The organism is Citrobacter sp. JGM124 (assembly GCF_018257795.1).
Lineage (GTDB): Bacteria > Pseudomonadota > Gammaproteobacteria > Enterobacterales > Enterobacteriaceae > JGM124.
This window is the reverse complement of sequence record NZ_JAERJD010000005.1, coordinates 140,841-158,668: the sequence shown is the minus strand read 5'-3', so window position 1 is coordinate 158,668 and position 17,828 is coordinate 140,841. Positions and strand designations below refer to the sequence as shown.

Below are 17,828 nucleotides of genomic sequence, written 5' to 3'. Positions count from 1 at the left end.
GATTAAAAACGTAATCCGCTTTGCGGCTAAGTAAAATGGAAAAAGTATGAAGAACTGGAGAACCCTGTTTCTCAGCATTGCCTTGGTGACAAATACAACCTTCGCCGCACCGCACGTTGTGGATAAAGTCGCTGCCGTAGTGAACAACGGCGTCGTACTGGAAAGTGATGTTGATGGTCTGATGCAGTCTGTAAAAATGAACGCTCAGGAAGCCCGTCAGCAACTTCCTGACGACGCCACTCTGCGTCATCAGATTATGGAACGTCTAATCATGGATGAGCTGGTTCTGCAGATGGCGAAAAAAATGGGGGCAACAGTCAGCGATGAAGAGCTGAACCAGGCCATCAGTAATATTGCACAGCAAAACAGAATGACGCTGGATCAACTACGCAGTCGTCTGGCTCAGGATGGGATTAACTACAATACCTATCGTAACCAGATCCGTAAGGATATGACGATTTCTGAAGTGCGTAACAATGAAGTTCGTCGTCGTGTCACGATCCTCCCTCAGGAAGTGGATGCTTTGGCCCAGCAGATTGGTAGCCAGAATGACAGCAGTACTGAGCTGAACCTCAGTCATATCCTGATACCACTGCCAGAAAACCCAACGTCAGCCCAGGTAGATGAAGCAGAAAGACAAGCATCCTCGGTTGCCGCTCAGGCGCGTAGTGGTGCAGATTTCGGTAAGCTGGCCATCAGCTACTCTGCTGATCAGCAAGCCCTGAAAGGGGGACAAATGGGCTGGGGACGTATTCAGGAACTGCCTTCTTTGTTTGCCCAGGAATTAAGCTCGGCGAAAAAAGGCGATATTATCGGCCCTATTCGTTCCGGTGTGGGTTTCCATATATTAAAAGTTAATGACTTACGCGGTCAGACACAGAATGTCTCTGTGACGGAAGTCAAAGCACGTCATATCTTACTGAAGCCGTCCCCTGTACTGACGGATGCTCAGGCTCGTCAAAAACTGGAGCAAATCGCTGCAGATATTAAAACGGGTAAAACGACTTTTGCACAAGCGGCTAAATCCTTCTCTGAGGATCCTGGTTCTGCCAATTTAGGTGGTGACTTAGGCTGGGCATCTCCTGATATCTATGATCCTTCCTTCCGTAATGCGCTGCTGAAACTGAATAAAGGCCAAATTAGTGCGCCTGTACATTCTTCCTTCGGCTGGCATTTGATAGAACTTCAAGACGTGCGTAATGTGGACAGGACGGATGCGGCTCAAAAAGATCGTGCCTACCGTATGCTGCTAAACCGCAAAATGTCTGAAGAAGGCCAAAGCTGGATGCAGGAACAGCGTGCTGGTGCTTATGTGAAAATTATAGGCAGCAATGAGTAAAACTTCACGTGTGGTCATCACTCCCGGCGAACCCGCCGGGATTGGTCCGGATCTGGTCGTCGCGTTAGCCCAGCGGGACTGGCCGGTGGAGTTAGTTGTCTGTGCCAGCCCGGAGTTACTGACCGAACGGGCAGCACAATTAGCTCTTCCCCTGAGTTTACACCCTCTGGAAGCAGATAAACCTGCCACTGCTCAACGTGCAGGCACACTCACCCTCTTACCCGTCCCTCTGAAAGATAAGGCTATTCCCGGTCAGCTAAATGTTGCCAACAGTGCTTATGTGGTTGAAACCCTGGCCCAAGCCTGTGATGGTTGCCTGAGCGGCAAATTTGCAGCGTTAATTACCGGGCCGGTACACAAAGGGATCATTAACGACGCGGGAATTCCGTTCACAGGCCACACAGAATTCTTTGAAGAACGTTCCCAAAGTGAAAAAGTGGTGATGATGCTGGCAACTGAAGCCATGCGCGTGGCTTTAGTGACAACCCACCTCCCCTTAAAGGCGGTTTCAGACGCAATTACACCGGATTTACTACGCCAGATTGTCAGCATCCTGTATCATGACTTACAAACCAAGTTTGGTATTGCTCACCCGCATGTTTTAGTCTGCGGTCTGAATCCACATGCCGGTGAAAATGGGCATATGGGCACTGAAGAGATAGACACTATCATTCCTGTGCTAAATGAACTGCGTCAGCAGGGAATGAATCTTTCTGGTCCACTCCCGGCAGATACGCTGTTCCAGCCCAAATACCTCGATACTGCTGATGCTGTATTGGCTATGTATCATGATCAGGGTTTACCGGTATTAAAATACCAGGGCTTTGGTCGAGGGGTAAATATCACTCTTGGCTTACCCTTTATCCGTACTTCTGTTGACCATGGTACTGCTCTTGAGCTAGCAGGCCAGGGAACAGCCGATGTCGGCAGTTTTATTACGGCGCTTAATCTCGCCATCAAAATGATTATGAATAGTCGATGAATACTCGAGTTCACCAGGGTCACCTTGCCCGCAAACGTTTTGGACAAAACTTTCTTAATGATCATTTCGTTATAGACAGTATTGTTTCTGCAATAAATCCACGTCCTGGACAAGCGATGGTGGAAATCGGTCCGGGTCTCGGTGCATTAACTGAACCCGTTGGCGAACGTATGGATAAACTGACCGTGATCGAACTCGATCGCGATTTAGCCGCTCGCCTGCAAAGTCACCCATTCCTTGCCCCTAAGCTGACAATTTATCAGCAAGATGCGATGACCATGGACTTTGGTAAACTGCGGGATGAGATAGGCCAGCCATTACGTGTATTCGGAAACCTGCCCTATAACATCTCAACACCATTGATGTTCCACCTTTTTAGCTATACTGATGCTATTGCAGACATGCACTTTATGCTGCAGAAAGAGGTCGTTAACCGTTTAGTGGCAGGTCCAAACAGTAAAGCCTATGGTCGCCTTTCCGTTATGGCACAATATTACTGCAATGTGATCCCGGTGCTGGAAGTTCCCCCAAGTGCTTTTACACCAGCCCCTAAAGTGGATTCTGCCGTTGTACGTCTGGTACCACATGCCACCATCCCGCATCCAGTGAAAGATTTACGCACGCTCAGTCGGGTCACTACCGAAGCGTTTAACAAGCGTCGCAAAACTATCCGTAATAGCCTTGGCCATGTATTTAGTGTTGAGGTTCTGGAACAAATGGGCATTGATCCCACACTACGAGCGGAAAATATCTCTGTTGCTCAGTACTGTCAATTGGCAAACTATCTGTCCGACAACCCGCAACAACAGCTGGAGAGTTAACCGATGCTTAATTCGCCCCGTGTATGTGTTCAGGTACAAAGTGTCTATATCGAGGCACAGTCCTCACCTGAACAGGAACGTTTCGTTTTTTCCTATACCGTCACGATCCGTAATCTGGGGCGAACAGCAGTACAGCTTCTCGGCCGCTATTGGTTAATAACCAATGGTCACGGCCGTGAAACGCAGGTTCAGGGCGAGGGAGTTATCGGTATTCAGCCATTAATTGAGCCGGGTAGCGAGCATCAATATACCAGTGGCGTCATTCTCGAAACGCCATTGGGTACTATGGAAGGGCATTATGAAATGATTGATGCCCAGGGCAATGATTTCCGCGTTGCTATTCCTGTCTTTCGTTTAGCCGTATCAACATTTATTCACTGATCCCATGTCTACATATCTGATTGGCGATATTCATGGTTGTTTCCATGAACTGACCGCGTTGTTAAAGCAGGTAGATTTTTCACCTGAACAAGATACCTTGTGGCTGACGGGTGATTTGGTCGCCCGGGGGCCTGACTCACTGGCTGTACTGCGCTACGTTCAGAGCCTTGGCTCAAGTGTCCGCATGGTACTGGGGAATCACGACTTACACCTGCTGGCAGTCTATGCCGGTATTAGTCGCAATAAACCAAAGGATAAACTGACACCGCTGCTCGAAGCAGAAGACGCTGACAGTTTAATTAACTGGTTACGTCGTCAGCCGGTATTGCAAGTTGATGATGAAAAAAAGCTGATTATGTCCCATGCAGGTATCACCCCACAGTGGGATTTGGACACGGCTCGTACCTGCGCCCATGATGTTGAAGCTCTGCTATCCAGTGACAGCTATCCACTGTTTCTCGATGCCATGTATGGTGATCTGCCTAATAACTGGTCAACGAGTCTGAGTGGTTTATCCCGCCTGCGTTTTATTACTAATGCCTTTACCCGGATGCGTTATTGCTTCCCTAATGGGCAGCTTGATATGTACGCAAAAGAAGCGCCAGGAGATGTGCCTGCACCGCTTAAACCCTGGTTTGATGTACCCAGCCAGATGCCGGCAGACTATTCCCTTATTTTTGGACACTGGGCATCATTGGAAGGAAAAGGAACACCGCCTGGGGTTTATGCCCTGGATACCGGTTGCTGCTGGGGAGGGGATTTAACCTGCTTACGCTGGGAAGATAAGACCTATTTCAGACAGCCACTGATTAAGCCGGCAGGATAATACCCTTTACAATACCCACGGTGTTCGCCAGTACAGGTGAGGGATGAATAGACAGACCTCACCCCCAACAGTATAACTAGCGACGCTCTAAAATTTCAAAACAGTAACCATGGGAATTGCTGGCATCCGCATCATGGAATTCACTAAAGGTGGACTGCCATTCGTCTGGTGAGTAATCGGGAAAATGGGTATCCCCTTCAACTTCTGCGTCAATATGGGTCAGATACAGGCGTTGAGCAAGAGGTAAAAACTGCTCATAAATACTTCCGCCACCAATAACCATGATCTCTTCTGCATCACCACAAGCCGCGATAGCCTCTTCCATTGAAGAAACCCACTCAACACGTGGATCTTCACCCGGAGTACTACTCAGCACAATATTTTTGCGGTCAGGCAATGGACGACCAATAGACTCCCAAGTCAGTCGCCCCATAATCACTGGTTTATTTAAAGTATTACGTTTAAACCAAGCCAAGTCGGCTGGCAAGTTCCATGGCATGGCATTTTCCATACCAATTACGCGATCTACTGCCAATGCAGCAATCAAACTGATCATCTCTGTCATCCAAGTCCTGAGGGGAAAATTTTCGCCACTATACGGAAAGCGCAATACTTCGTCGATAGGAGCAGGCTGCACAATGAAAATTTTTTTATCGTCGGGTGGGTAACGATGCTTTCATTTAACATACATCGCCAAAAAAAACACAACACATTAATATTATATTTCAAATGATAAAAATATTTTTCATTTAGCATAAACACTGTTTTTATAGCCTCGCAATAAAAAAGCCCACCGTAGTGAGCTTTCAGAATTTTCATATCAACGGGCTAGCCCGGGCACATGCTTATCTTGATGACTTAATCAAGTTATGCATCTCCTGAACTGAAATGACTTTCTCAGTCGCATCCGCATTCAGAGCCATTGCCGTGGCAAAACCGCCATTCAGCGTGGTGTCATAATGCACTTTATACTGCAGTGCACTGCGGCGAATGAGTTTTGAATCTTCAATCGCCTGACGACCAGCTGTGGTATTGATGATGTAGGTATACTCACCATTCTTAATACGATCCTGAATATGAGGACGGCCTTCATGCACTTTATTGACCAGGCGCGGGTTAATCCCTGCCTCACCCAGCACCACTGCAGTGCCATGAGTGGCATCGAGATCAAAGCCCTGCTTCAGCAGTTTCGCCGCCAGGTCTACCACACGCTCTTTATCACCCTCACGTACCGACAACAACGCACGCCCAGGTTTACGCATCGTGGACTGGCTACCCAGCATCGCTTTAGCGAAGGCTTCAGCAAAAGTGCGTCCAACGCCCATGACTTCACCCGTAGAGCGCATTTCAGGCCCTAACAGAGGATCCACACCCGGGAACTTGTTAAAAGGTAATACCACCTCTTTCACCGAATAATACGGTGGAATAATCTCCTTGGTGGCTCCTTGCTGTGCCAGGGTTTTACCTGCCATGACACGCGCCGCAACTTTAGCCAGAGGCAGCCCCGTCGCTTTAGAGACGAACGGCACGGTACGGGCTGCTCGTGGGTTCACCTCTATCAAATAGACTTCATTATCTTTAACCGCGAACTGGACATTCATCAGCCCACGCACCTGCAGCTCAAAGGCCAGCTTCTGAACTTGCTGACGCATCACATTCTGAATCTCTTGACTCAATGTGTAAGCTGGCAATGAACAGGCAGAATCACCAGAGTGAACCCCAGCTTGCTCGATGTGTTCCATAATGCCGCCAATCAGGACGGACTCACCATCACAAATGGCATCCACATCCACTTCAATCGCATCATCAAGGAAACGGTCAAGCAGCACTGGAGCATCATTCGACACACTGACGGCCGTCTGGAAATAACGACGCAGGTCGGCTTCATCGTAAACGATTTCCATCGCCCGTCCCCCCAGAACATAAGAAGGACGAACCACTAATGGATAGCCAATCTGAGCCGCTTTCTCCACTGCCTGGTCTATTGCTGTTACGGTAGCGTTCGCAGGCTGCTTTAATTTCAGGCGTTCAACCGCGTGCTGGAAGCGTTCGCGATCTTCTGCCCGGTCAATGGCATCCGGGCTAGTACCGATGATTGGCACACCAGCGGCTTCCAGAGCCCTGGCCAGTTTCAGTGGCGTCTGACCACCGTACTGCACAATGACACCTTTCGGTTTTTCAATGCGGACAATTTCCAGTACATCTTCAAAAGTAACAGGCTCGAAATAGAGGCGGTCAGAAGTATCGTAATCCGTTGACACTGTTTCAGGGTTACAGTTGACCATAATGGTTTCATAACCATCTTCACGCAGAGCCAGAGAGGCATGGACACAGCAATAGTCAAATTCAATACCCTGACCTATACGGTTTGGCCCCCCTCCCAGCACCATAATTTTATCTTTATCATGGTTAGGATTCGCCTCACACTCCTCCTCATAGGTGGAGTACATATAAGCCGTGTCAGTAGAAAACTCAGCCGCACAGGTATCAACACGCTTATAGACCGGGTGAAGATTGTACTGTTCGCGCAGTTTACGAATTTCTGTCTCACGCACGCCAGCGAGTTTCGCCAGACGGGCATCAGCAAAGCCTTTACGCTTGAGCACTCGCAGAAATTCAGGGTTCAGGCCAGTAATACCGACTTCTGCAACCTGTTCTTCTAAGCGGACCAATTCCTCGATTTGTACCAGGAACCAACGGTCGATATTGGTCAGGTTGAATACACCATCGACTGACAGGCCAGCACGGAAGGCATCCGCCACATACCAAATACGCTCCGCACCCGCATCTTTCAGTTCCCGGCGGATCTTCGTCAGCGCTTCCGGGTCATCAAGGCTAACTTTAGGGTCAAAACCAACTGCCCCAACCTCAAGACCACGTAAAGCTTTTTGCAGTGACTCCTGCTGAGTACGACCAATCGCCATCACTTCACCCACCGATTTCATCTGTGTGGTCAAACGATCATTGGCACCAACAAACTTCTCAAAGTTAAAACGTGGGATTTTGGTCACGACATAGTCGATTGATGGCTCAAAGGAAGCAGGAGTCCGCCCCCCCGTGATATCGTTCATCAGCTCATCAAGGGTGTATCCCACCGCCAGCTTGGCTGCAATTTTAGCAATCGGGAAGCCGGTTGCTTTTGAGGCCAGGGCAGAAGAGCGGGAAACACGCGGGTTCATCTCGATAATAATCAGACGTCCATTTTTTGGATTAACCGCAAACTGGACGTTAGAACCACCGGTTTCTACACCAATTTCACGCAGTACCGCCATAGAAGCGTTACGCATGATTTGGTACTCTTTATCAGTCAGCGTCTGAGCTGGAGCCACTGTAATGGAGTCACCAGTGTGAATCCCCATCGGGTCAAAGTTTTCGATGGAACAGACAATAATACAGTTATCATTTTTGTCCCGTACGACTTCCATCTCATACTCTTTCCAGCCAATCAGCGACTCATCAATCAGCAGCTCTTTGGTTGGCGAAAGATCAAGACCCCGTTCACAAATCTCTTCAAACTCTTCACGATTATATGCAATACCACCGCCACTTCCCCCCATGGTGAAAGAAGGACGGATAATGCAGGGATAACCCACGTCGGCAGCAACAGCGAGTGCTTCTTCCATATTGTGGGCAATGCCTGAGCGCGCAGTATCAAGGCCAATTTTTTTCATGGCGATGTCAAAACGGCGACGATCTTCTGCTTTATCGATGGCATCAGCCGTGGCACCAATCATGGCGACACCAAACTCTTCCAGAACGCCCTGGCGTTCCAGCTCCAGAGCACAGTTCAGAGCTGTTTGCCCCCCCATTGTTGGCAAAACAGCATCGGGACGCTCTTTTTCTATAATCTTACGCACAACTTCCCAGTGAATCGGCTCAATATAGGTCGCATCAGCCATTTCTGGATCAGTCATGATGGTCGCAGGGTTAGAGTTCACCAGGATAACGCGATATCCCTCTTCGCGCAGGGCTTTACAGGCCTGAGCACCGGAATAGTCAAACTCACAAGCCTGGCCAATAACAATAGGGCCAGCGCCGAGGATCAGGATGCTTTTTATATCAGTACGTTTTGGCATTTTTTAAGCTCCTGATTATTTGGCGGTAGCACGATAGTGCTTAATCAAATCAATAAAGTGGTCAAAAAGCGGTGCTGCATCATGGGGGCCAGGGCTTGCTTCTGGATGTCCCTGGAAGCTGAACGCCGCTTTATCCGTACGATGAATCCCTTGTAATGTGCTATCGAATAAGGATTTATGTGTAACACGCAGATTAGCAGGCAGGCTTGCTTCATCGACGGCAAAACCGTGGTTCTGCGCTGTAATCATCACACAGTCCCGGTCGAGATCTTTAACAGGATGGTTACCACCATGATGACCAAACTTCATTTTCACGGTTTTAGCACCGCTTGCCAGCGCCAGCAACTGATGCCCAAGGCAGATACCAAACAGCGGAATATCCGTTTCAAGCAGCTGAGAAATGGCATTAATCGCGTAGTCACAAGGAGCAGGGTCTCCCGGACCATTGGAGAGGAACACACCATCTGGATTCAGTTTGAGAACATCTTCGGCAGAGGTCTCGGCCGGTACGACGGTCAAACGGCAGCCTCTGTCCACCAGCATACGCAGGATATTGCGCTTCACACCGTAGTCATAGGCAACCACATGATATGGAAGGTCAGCTTCCGGGGTAGCCTCAGGCAAGTTGCCGGTCAACGTCCAGCTCCCCTGCTGCCAAGTGTAAGCTTCTTGTGTCGTCACCTCTTTCGCCAGGTCCATACCATTCAGACCCGGGAATGCCTGAGCTTTGGCTAACGCTTGTGCTGCATCCAGGTTATCTCCCACGACGATACAACCGTTTTGTGCCCCTTTCTCTCTCAACAGTCGGGTCAGCTTACGAGTATCAATATCCGCTATCGCCACAATGTTATGACGCTTCAGGTAGCTGGAAAGATCTTCGGTATTTCGGAAGTTACTGGCAATGAGCGGCAGATCACGAATGACTAAACCTTGAGCATGTACCTGGGAGGATTCAGCATCGGCTTCGTTAGTACCAACATTACCAATATGGGGATAAGTAAGAGTGACGATCTGGCGGGAGTAGGAAGGATCAGTGAGGATTTCTTGATAACCGGTCATAGAGGTGTTGAAGACGACTTCCCCCACTGCCGTACCCGATGCCCCTATGGCCCGACCGTGGAATTGGGTTCCGTCTTCCAGAACCAACAGCGCTGACTTAATCAAAACGTCCTCCAGGAATAATCATTCAATTTATTCGCATATTAATTCAAAACAAGGGTGTGAATCAATTGCAAAAAACGTCTGCCCTAAGGATTTTTGGCAAACGGCGGCATTCTAGAGATAAGTCAGGCAAAAGTCTAGCGTATCCCAGAGTTTTTATACTAATTCAACAAACATGGAAAAAATAAACGAATTAATGGCCAAAACCATCAGACAACAAAGGAAAGTAATCGGTTGCCAGACCAAAAACAGGGTAAAAAAAACCAGCACGGTCAATAAACAAACTATTTTGAAAAAAAAACTTATTCAACCATTAAATAAAACATGGAAATACAAACAAAAATGAACTCCAAAGCAAAAAACAAACAAAGCAGATGAAAAAACAAAATAAAAATGGGTGACATAAAGTCACCCATATAAATCAACACATTACAAAAATAAACACTGCTTAAAAAATGAAAAAAATACTAAATACTTGCTAAATCAAGCACATCCCTCATGTCAAATAGCCCACTTTTCTTGCCTTTCAACCAAAATGCCGATCTTACCGCACCATTTGCGAAGGTCATACGGCTGGATGCCTTATGGGTAATTTCAATTCGTTCACCTAAGTCAGCAAACATCGCCGTATGTTCACCAATAATGTCCCCGGCACGAACGGTGGCAAAACCAATGCTGCCAGGCACACGCTCCCCGGTATTTCCCTCGCGGGTATATACAGCACAGTCTTTAAGGTTTTTATTCATGGCTTTTGCAATGGTTTCCCCCATCGCCAGTGCGGTACCTGAAGGAGCATCGACTTTATAACGATGATGAGCTTCAATAATTTCAATATCAGTCTCTTCACCAATCACTTTGGCTGCATTTTCCAGCAGCTTCAGCATCACATTGACACCAATACTAAAGTTAGCTGCAAAAACAATCGGGATCACCTGTGAAGCGTCAGAAATAGCCTGCTTACCTGCATCGTCAAACCCTGTGGTACCAATGACCATGCCTTTACCGTGCTGACGACAAAAAGCCAAATGGGCCAGGGTACCTTCCGGGCGGGTAAAATCGATTAATACGTCAAAATCATTCACTACACTGTCCAGGCTGTCATGAATCAGGGTATCGATACGCCCAAGGCCAGCTAATTCACCCGCATCGGTGCCCACAAGGGAAGATCCCGGACGCTCAAGTGCCGCACCGAGCACCACACCATCCCGCTGCAATGAAGCCTGAATCAACTGACGCCCCATACGTCCACCAGCTCCTGCGATAGCCACTCGAATCTGTGCATCTTGCATATTTTTACTCTTTATTAAAATTGGCAAAAAAACCTGTACAGGTTAACCAGCCCGTTAATGGGCTACCAGCCGAAAGCAGTAATAATTAGAATTTACTGTCAGCGGGTACGTATTATCAGTAAAAGCATTGTCATTTTGCATGAACCTCATGCCGTTACGGTGCCAGCGCCAGAACATCAGCCACCCATTTTTGAAAGCCAGCGACATCAATATCTAAAGCGACCTCTGCATTCGCCGATTTTCCTGAATGCTGCTCAATATCCACTACTGTGGTGCCACTGGTGTATTCGCCCTGGGTCTCAACCGCCACAAAACAAGCCTGAGTACGAAATAGCGCCGGCCTAACCAGGAAGGCAATCGCCGTCAAATCATGCATACGTAAGCCGGTTTCCATACTGCCACTGCGATAATGACTAAAAATATCATGCAACATTTTTCCGGTACGGTTAAGTACCGGTAGCCTTGCCAGGTACTCTGGTGTAAGTATTGCCCGGTTAGTCACATCCAGTCCGCACATCACAATGTCCAGCCCACTGTTAAACACATGGGCTGCCGCTTCCGGGTCAACTGCCATATTAAATTCGGCAGTCGGGGTGAGATTACCGCGCCCAGACGATCCCCCCATCATAACGACGCGCTTAATACGCGACTTACATTCAGGATATTGGGTCAGCAACAGGGCGATATTGGTCAGGGGGCCAATGGTCACAATCGTCATGGCGGTATCACTGGCCATCAGGCAGTCATAGATAGCCTGAAAAGCTGGTTTATCTATCGTGTTGTACTGTGCCGGCTCAAAATGATAACCCGCCATCCCAGATTCACCATGAACGCTGGCGGCATCACGGGCAGGGCGTAATAAGGGCGCTGCAGCACCGCGGGCAACCGGGACCGACTGCTGCCAGAACGTCATTAATTGCAATGCATTGCGTGTGGTTTTTTCGACCGACACATTTCCACAAACCGTGGTCAGTAGTTTAACGTCGAGTTCTGGAGAATAAAGGGCGGCGGCAATGGCCACCGCATCGTCAATACCTGGGTCTGTATCAATAATGACAGGAAGCTTATTCATGCTGTTCTCCATAAAAAAAATGCCAGCTGATATTAACCAGCTGGCATCGTCTCATAATTTGCCGTTCCCGGCGTTAATCCACTTCACGAACATCAACACGTAGCTCGCGCGGGACTTCAAAAACAATATTTTCTTCTCGCCCGCTCAACTCCCGGACAGTTTCGCCGCCGAGTAAACGCAAGCGAGCAATGACGTTCTGCACCAGAATATCCGGAGCAGAAGCCCCTGCTGTGACACCAACGCAGCGGGCACCTTTCACCCATACTTCTTGAATGTCATCAGCATCATCGATGAGATAAGCCGCTTTCCCCATACGTTGAGCCAGTTCTGCCAAACGATTCGAGTTGGAAGAATTTTTGGAGCCAACAACCAGTACTACGTCAGACTCACCAGCCAGTGAACGGACGGCTTCCTGACGATTAGTGGTCGCATAACAAATATCATCTTTACGCGGACCAATAATTTTCGGGAAGCGCTGGCGTAAAGCATCAATAACATCGGAAGTATCATCCACCGACAAGGTGGTCTGAGTCATAAAGGAGAGGTTATTTTCATCTTTAACATCCAGTGTAAAAACATCCTCTGGAGATTCAACCAAGTACATGCCCCCTTTCGGGTTGCTGTATTGCCCCATGGTTCCTTCAACTTCAGGGTGTCCCGCATGCCCGATAAGGATTGACTCCTCACCACGACGGCTGGCACGTGCGACTTCCATATGAACTTTGGTTACTAATGGGCAGGTTGCATCGAATACCGTCAGTTCCCGGCATTTCGCTTCATTGCGCACTGCCTGAGAAACCCCATGAGCGGAAAAAATCAGGATTGCGCCATCAGGCACTTCACTGATCTGCTCAATGAAAATGGCCCCACGCTGACGCAAGCTATCAACCACATAGCGGTTATGTACGACTTCATGGCGCACATAAATGGGTGCACCATAGAGTTGTAACGCATTCTCAACAATGCTGATAGCGCGGTCGACCCCAGCACAAAAACCCCTGGGATTAGCCAACAGGATCTGCATTTACGCCTCCAGTACCGGATCGACTTCCAGTACTTCAATGTCAAAGTGAATAGTCTGCCCAGCCAGGGGATGATTAAAATCAACGGTGATTGAATCGCCATTGACTTCACGCACCACTCCCGGCATTTCACTACCATCCATGGCGGTAAATAACATAATCGCCCCCGCTACGGGTTCCCCCGTATCGGCAAACTCACGCCGCGAAAAATACTGAATCATGTCAGGATTAGGGATACCAAACGCAGACTCAGGGGCCAAAAAGAAAGCCTTTTTTTCGCCCGCTGTCAATGCTATCAATTCAGCTTCCAGCCCTGGGGACAGACTCGTATCCCCAAGACGGAACAGTGCAGGCTTACCGCTACTACGCGTAGACTCTGCGACAGATCCGTCCTCAAGTTTGAGGATAAAATGCACCAGTACGGTGCTGTTTTTTTGTACAGATCCAGTCATGGATTACCTTTTTTGCTGATCGACTTTTTTAGAGGGTACAATAAACCCCTCAAGGACGATAAGTGCCGCACCAATACAAATAGCGCTATCGGCAAGATTGAAGGTAGCAAAATGCCAGTCTCCAACATAAAAATCGATCATATCGACCACAAAACCATGCCATAACCGATCAAAAAGGTTACCCAGAGCACCACCGATAATCAGTGCGTAGGCGATATTATTCAGCTTCTGGCTGACCTTACTGCGGTACATCAGCACCACTAGCACCACACAGATGCCGATAGCAATCCCCGCGAAAAACCAGCGTTGCCAGCCTTCTTTATCGGCAAGGAAGCTAAATGCTGCGCCATAATTACGTGCATAGTGCAAATTCAGAGAAGGGAACAGTGGCACGGTTTCCCCCAGCATAAAATGCTGGAGGACCAGAAACTTACTGCCCAAGTCAATAGCAAGCACTGCCACAGCCAGCCACAGCCAGCGTAACCCGGTAGAGAGTAATGGTTTCATCAGGCAAACTTACGCTTTTCGCCATCACCGGCGACGTTACTGACACAGCGGCCACATACTTCAGCATGCTCCGCTACCAGGCCAACGTCGGTGGTATAGTGCCAGCAACGTGGACACTTCTCACCGTCGGCTTTGCGCAGTGTGATCTTCAGTCCTTTCAGGACGTCGCTCTGCTGGGCATCTGCACTGGCAGTTGCATAATCAGCAACGGTGGCACCAGAAGTCAGCAAAACAAAACGTAGCTCATCCCCCAGGCTATTCAGTTTGGCAGCCAGGTCGCTGTCAGCATACAGGGTAACGGAAGCCTCAAGAGAACCACCAAGCACTTTATCCGCTCGAGCTTGTTCAATCACTTTGTTCACTTCGCCACGAACCGTCAACAGAGTATCCCAGAAGTCATTCCCCATCGTTTCATCGGCTGCCAGCCCAAACAGGCCGTCATACCATTCCCCGGTGAAGACATACTGATCGTGCTCACCTGGCAGGTAGTTCCAAATTTCGTCAGCCGTGAAAGACATAATAGGTGCCATCCAGCGTACCAGTGCCTGGGCAATATGGTACAACGCAGTCTGACAGCTACGACGTGCCACACTGTCAGACTTGGCGGTGTACTGACGATCCTTGATGATATCAAGATAGAATGACCCCATTTCCACAGAGCAGAAACGCATGAGACGTTGCACCACTTCATGGAAGTCATAACTTTCATAAGACGCCAGAATGTCTGCCTGAGCTTCCTGGGCACAGCCGACTGCCCAACGATCCAGCACCACCATATCTTCAGGTTTTACACTGTCAGTCGCAGGGTTAAAACCATTCAGATTCGCCAGCAGGAAGCGGGCTGTGTTACGGATACGACGATAAGCATCGGCGGAGCGTTTAAGGATCTCATCTGAAACAGCAATTTCACCGGTATAGTCAGTGGAGGCAACCCACAGGCGCAAAATATCAGCACCCAGTTTGTTCATCACATCTTGTGGCGCAATGGTGTTGCCGATGGATTTGGACATTTTACGTCCCTGACCATCAACGGTAAAACCATGAGTTAATACCTGACGGTATGGAGCTTTGCCTTTAATCGCGGTTGAAATCATCAGTGATGACATAAACCAGCCACGGTGTTGATCGGAACCTTCCAGGTACATATCAGCAGCATGACCTGCAAACTCCGGGCGAACATCAACCACGGAAGAGCTGGTGGAACCGGAGTCAAACCAGACGTCCAGTGTGTCAGGCACTTTCACATATTCATCAGCCTCGTCACCCAGCAGATCACGCGGGTCAAGATCCCACCATGCCTGGATACCGTCCTGCTCAACCCGTTTAGCCACCTCTTCCATTAATTCCAGGGCGCGGGGGTGCAGTTCTTCGGTATCTTTGTGCACAAACAGCGACATTGGGACGCCCCAAGTACGCTGGCGAGAGATACACCAATCCGGACGGTTCGCCACCATCGACTCGATACGTGCCTGACCCCAATCAGGGATCCACTGAACGCTTTTAATCTCTTTCAGTGACTGTTCACGCAACCCTTTCTTATCCATGCTGATAAACCACTGGGGAGTTGCACGGAAAATAATAGGAGTTTTGTGACGCCAGCAGTGCGGGTAGCTGTGGCGCAATTTTTCAATATGCAGTAACGCGCCTTTATCTTGTAACAGGGCAACAATCAGGTCATTGGCTTTAAATACCATCACGCCATCAAGACCGGGGAACGTGCCAGGAAGGTAGCAACCATTAGGCCCGACGGGGTTGGCTATTTCCAGCCCATATTTCTGACTGATAACATAGTCATCAGGGCCATGGCCCCCTGCGGTATGAACGGCACCGGTACCCGCGTCAAGAGTGACGTGATCACCGAGAATTGCTGGCACATCAAAATCCATAAATGGATGTTTGAAGCGCACCAGTTCCAGAGCTTCCCCTTTCACGCTTCCGAGTACCTGATAATCAGTAATATCAGCACGTTTCATCACACTTTCGACTAAATCTTTAGCCATGATGAGCGCCTGGCCTTCAATCTGTACCAGAGCGTAATCAAATTCCGCCGCCAGAGAGATGGCACGGTTTGCGGGCAGCGTCCAGGGAGTGGTAGTCCAGATCAGCAGTGAAATGGGGCCATTAACCTGTGCCACACCAAATTTTTCTTCAATGCCTTTTTTATCGACAGCATGAAACATGACATCAATAGACGGGGACGTTCTGTCGTCATACTCAACTTCAGCTTCAGCCAGGGAAGATCCACAATCCACACACCAGTGAACAGGTTTAGCCCCTTTATGCAGATGGCCGTTACCAATAACTTTGCCCAAAGCCCGGATGATGTTGGCTTCAGTTTTAAAATCCATGGTCAGGTATGGATGAAACCAGTCGCCCAGAATACCTAAACGAATAAAGTCATCACGCTGGCCGGCAACCTGCTCGGATGCATATTTGCGACAAGCAGCACGAAACTCCGCCGCGGTGACCTTCTCACCAGGCTTACCAATCAGTTGCTCTACTTTCAGTTCAATCGGCAGACCGTGGCAGTCCCAGCCGGGAATATAAGGCGAATCGAAACCTGACAAACCTTTTGATTTAACAATAATATCTTTCAGAATCTTGTTAACTGAGTGACCAATATGAATGCTACCGTTCGCATAAGGAGGGCCATCATGCAGAATAAACGTCTTCTTGCCTTTTTTAGCCTGACGAATGATGTTGTACAAGTCGTCACCATTCCAGCGCGCCAGCATACCTGGCTCACGTTTGGCCAGGTCGCCACGCATGGGAAAACCTGTTTCCGGCAAATTCAGGGTAGATTTAAAGTCACTCATTAGATTCTCAGTTCCGTATTTCGGTTAGCCATTCAGGCGGTTGACCCAAAAAATTCGCGGGCTGTCGCGACATCTCTGGCAATTTGTGCCTTAAGTTCATCAAGCGATGCAAATCGCTGTTCATGACGTATTTTTTTACGCAACACCACATTGATGTGGCGTCCGTACAGGTCCATTACAACGTCCAGTAAATGGACTTCTAACTGCTGACGGATACCTGACACTGTCGGACGTGTCCCGATGTTAGCCACTCCCATAAGGGGAGTATCACCAAGCCCCGTCACTTCGACTGCATACACCCCTTTTACTGGGGAGACCTGGCGCCTTAATGGTATATTCGCGGTTGGGAAACCGATAGTCCGCCCCAGCGCGTCACCATGAACCACGCGACCGGAAATCGTAAACGGATGTCCCAATAAACGCTCGGCCTGTTGCAGATCGTCGTCAGCCAAAGCCTGGCGCACTGCCGTGCTGCTGATACGGAGCCCCTGACTGTGAAAAGTATCAGCACTGGTGAGATCGAAGCCAAACTCTTCACTCGCCTTCTGTAATAACAAGAAATCCCCAAGGCGACCAGCACCAAAACGGAAATCATCACCCACAGCCAGGTATTTAACACCCAACTGCTTCACCAGCAGGTCATTGATAAAATTCTGGGCTGTCAATGCCGCAAAACGGCGGTCGAAACGCACACATAACACCGCATCGACACCAGATTCAGCCAGATAACCGAGCTTTTCACGCAGGCTCGTCAGGCGGGCTGGCGCATGGTCTGAGGAGAACAGTTCAAGCGGTTGCGGTTCAAAAATCATCACCATCACCGGCAGGTTGCGCGCTCGCCCCTCTTCGCACAAGACCTTTAGCAGCGCCTGATGACCACGGTGTACCCCATCAAAATTACCAATGGTAAGGACACATCCGTGATGCTCATGGCGCAGATTATGTATACCGCGTATCAGCTTCATGCCTGACTCAAAACAGTGGGAATCGGCGGATTATACCAACTACCGGGGATAAGGTTAACCGACGATTGTTGCCTTTATCGTAAAGGTTTCGGTAATTTATACGTTATGGCAGTGATATT

15 protein-coding genes are annotated in these 17,828 nt (G+C 48.9%); 5 read left to right on the top strand and 10 right to left on the bottom strand.

What is annotated here, in order from left to right:
• The first annotated feature begins 46 nt into the window (after positions 1–46).
• From surA to apaH, 5 genes are read left to right on the top strand one after another with little or no spacing between them, the layout of a single operon-like run.
• Positions 47–1,339, top strand: coding sequence for a peptidylprolyl isomerase SurA (surA, locus tag JK154_RS08630; protein ID WP_211992112.1), 1,293 nt, complete (start codon positions 47–49; stop codon positions 1,337–1,339).
• A complete protein-coding gene (gene pdxA / locus JK154_RS08625; RefSeq protein WP_211992111.1) occupies positions 1,332–2,321 on the top strand; it encodes a 4-hydroxythreonine-4-phosphate dehydrogenase PdxA in 990 nt (329 codons plus the stop codon). The genes surA and pdxA overlap by 8 nt, the downstream gene beginning before the upstream one ends.
• Positions 2,318–3,142, top strand: a complete 825-nt coding sequence (rsmA, locus tag JK154_RS08620; protein WP_211992110.1) for a 16S rRNA (adenine(1518)-N(6)/adenine(1519)-N(6))-dimethyltransferase RsmA — start codon at positions 2,318–2,320, stop codon at positions 3,140–3,142. Before pdxA ends, rsmA begins: the two co-directional genes overlap by 4 nt.
• 3 nt (positions 3,143–3,145) lie before the next feature.
• On the top strand, positions 3,146–3,523 hold the full coding sequence (gene apaG / locus JK154_RS08615; protein WP_211992109.1) for a Co2+/Mg2+ efflux protein ApaG: 378 nt from the start codon (positions 3,146–3,148) through the stop codon (positions 3,521–3,523).
• 4 nt (positions 3,524–3,527) lie between these two features.
• The gene (apaH, locus tag JK154_RS08610; RefSeq protein WP_211992108.1) at positions 3,528–4,349 is read left to right on the top strand and encodes a bis(5'-nucleosyl)-tetraphosphatase (symmetrical) ApaH; all 822 of its coding nucleotides are present in this window, start codon (positions 3,528–3,530) and stop codon (positions 4,347–4,349) included.
• A 76-nt stretch (positions 4,350–4,425) separates the two neighbouring features.
• Here the strand turns inward: apaH and folA are convergent, their stop codons facing one another.
• The 10 genes from folA to ribF all read right to left on the bottom strand — a co-directional run bounded on the left by folA (position 4,426) and on the right by ribF (position 17,709).
• Complete coding sequence (gene folA / locus JK154_RS08605) at positions 4,426–4,905, bottom strand: type 3 dihydrofolate reductase (RefSeq protein ID WP_211992252.1); 480 nt, start codon at positions 4,903–4,905, stop codon at positions 4,426–4,428.
• 289 nt (positions 4,906–5,194) lie between these two features.
• The gene (gene carB, locus JK154_RS08600; RefSeq protein WP_211992107.1) at positions 5,195–8,425 is read right to left on the bottom strand and encodes a carbamoyl-phosphate synthase large subunit; all 3,231 of its coding nucleotides are present in this window, start codon (positions 8,423–8,425) and stop codon (positions 5,195–5,197) included.
• 15 nt (positions 8,426–8,440) lie between these two features.
• Positions 8,441–9,589, bottom strand: coding sequence for a glutamine-hydrolyzing carbamoyl-phosphate synthase small subunit (carA, locus tag JK154_RS08595; RefSeq protein WP_211992106.1), 1,149 nt, complete (start codon positions 9,587–9,589; stop codon positions 8,441–8,443).
• A gap of 464 nt (positions 9,590–10,053) precedes the next feature.
• Positions 10,054–10,875 (bottom strand): 4-hydroxy-tetrahydrodipicolinate reductase, encoded by an 822-nt coding sequence (dapB, locus tag JK154_RS08590; protein ID WP_211992105.1) that lies wholly within the window; start codon positions 10,873–10,875, stop codon positions 10,054–10,056.
• Positions 10,876–11,029: 154 nt separating this feature from the next.
• Positions 11,030–11,947, bottom strand: coding sequence for a ribonucleoside hydrolase RihC (rihC, locus tag JK154_RS08585; protein WP_211992104.1), 918 nt, complete (start codon positions 11,945–11,947; stop codon positions 11,030–11,032).
• 73 nt (positions 11,948–12,020) lie between these two features.
• Entirely contained in the window at positions 12,021–12,971 is a 951-nt protein-coding gene (gene ispH / locus JK154_RS08580) for a 4-hydroxy-3-methylbut-2-enyl diphosphate reductase (RefSeq protein ID WP_211992103.1), read from the bottom strand.
• Positions 12,972–13,421 (bottom strand): FKBP-type peptidyl-prolyl cis-trans isomerase, encoded by a 450-nt coding sequence (fkpB, locus tag JK154_RS08575; protein ID WP_211992102.1) that lies wholly within the window; start codon positions 13,419–13,421, stop codon positions 12,972–12,974.
• A gap of 3 nt (positions 13,422–13,424) precedes the next feature.
• Positions 13,425–13,931: a signal peptidase II gene (lspA, locus tag JK154_RS08570; RefSeq protein WP_211992251.1), complete on the bottom strand. Its 507-nt coding sequence runs from the start codon at positions 13,929–13,931 to the stop codon at positions 13,425–13,427.
• The gene (gene ileS, locus JK154_RS08565; protein ID WP_211992101.1) at positions 13,928–16,744 is read right to left on the bottom strand and encodes an isoleucine--tRNA ligase; all 2,817 of its coding nucleotides are present in this window, start codon (positions 16,742–16,744) and stop codon (positions 13,928–13,930) included. The genes lspA and ileS overlap by 4 nt, the downstream gene beginning before the upstream one ends.
• 32 nt (positions 16,745–16,776) lie before the next feature.
• A complete protein-coding gene (gene ribF / locus JK154_RS08560) occupies positions 16,777–17,709 on the bottom strand; it encodes a bifunctional riboflavin kinase/FAD synthetase (RefSeq protein ID WP_211992100.1) in 933 nt (310 codons plus the stop codon).
• Between the last annotated feature and the right edge of the window lie 119 nt (positions 17,710–17,828).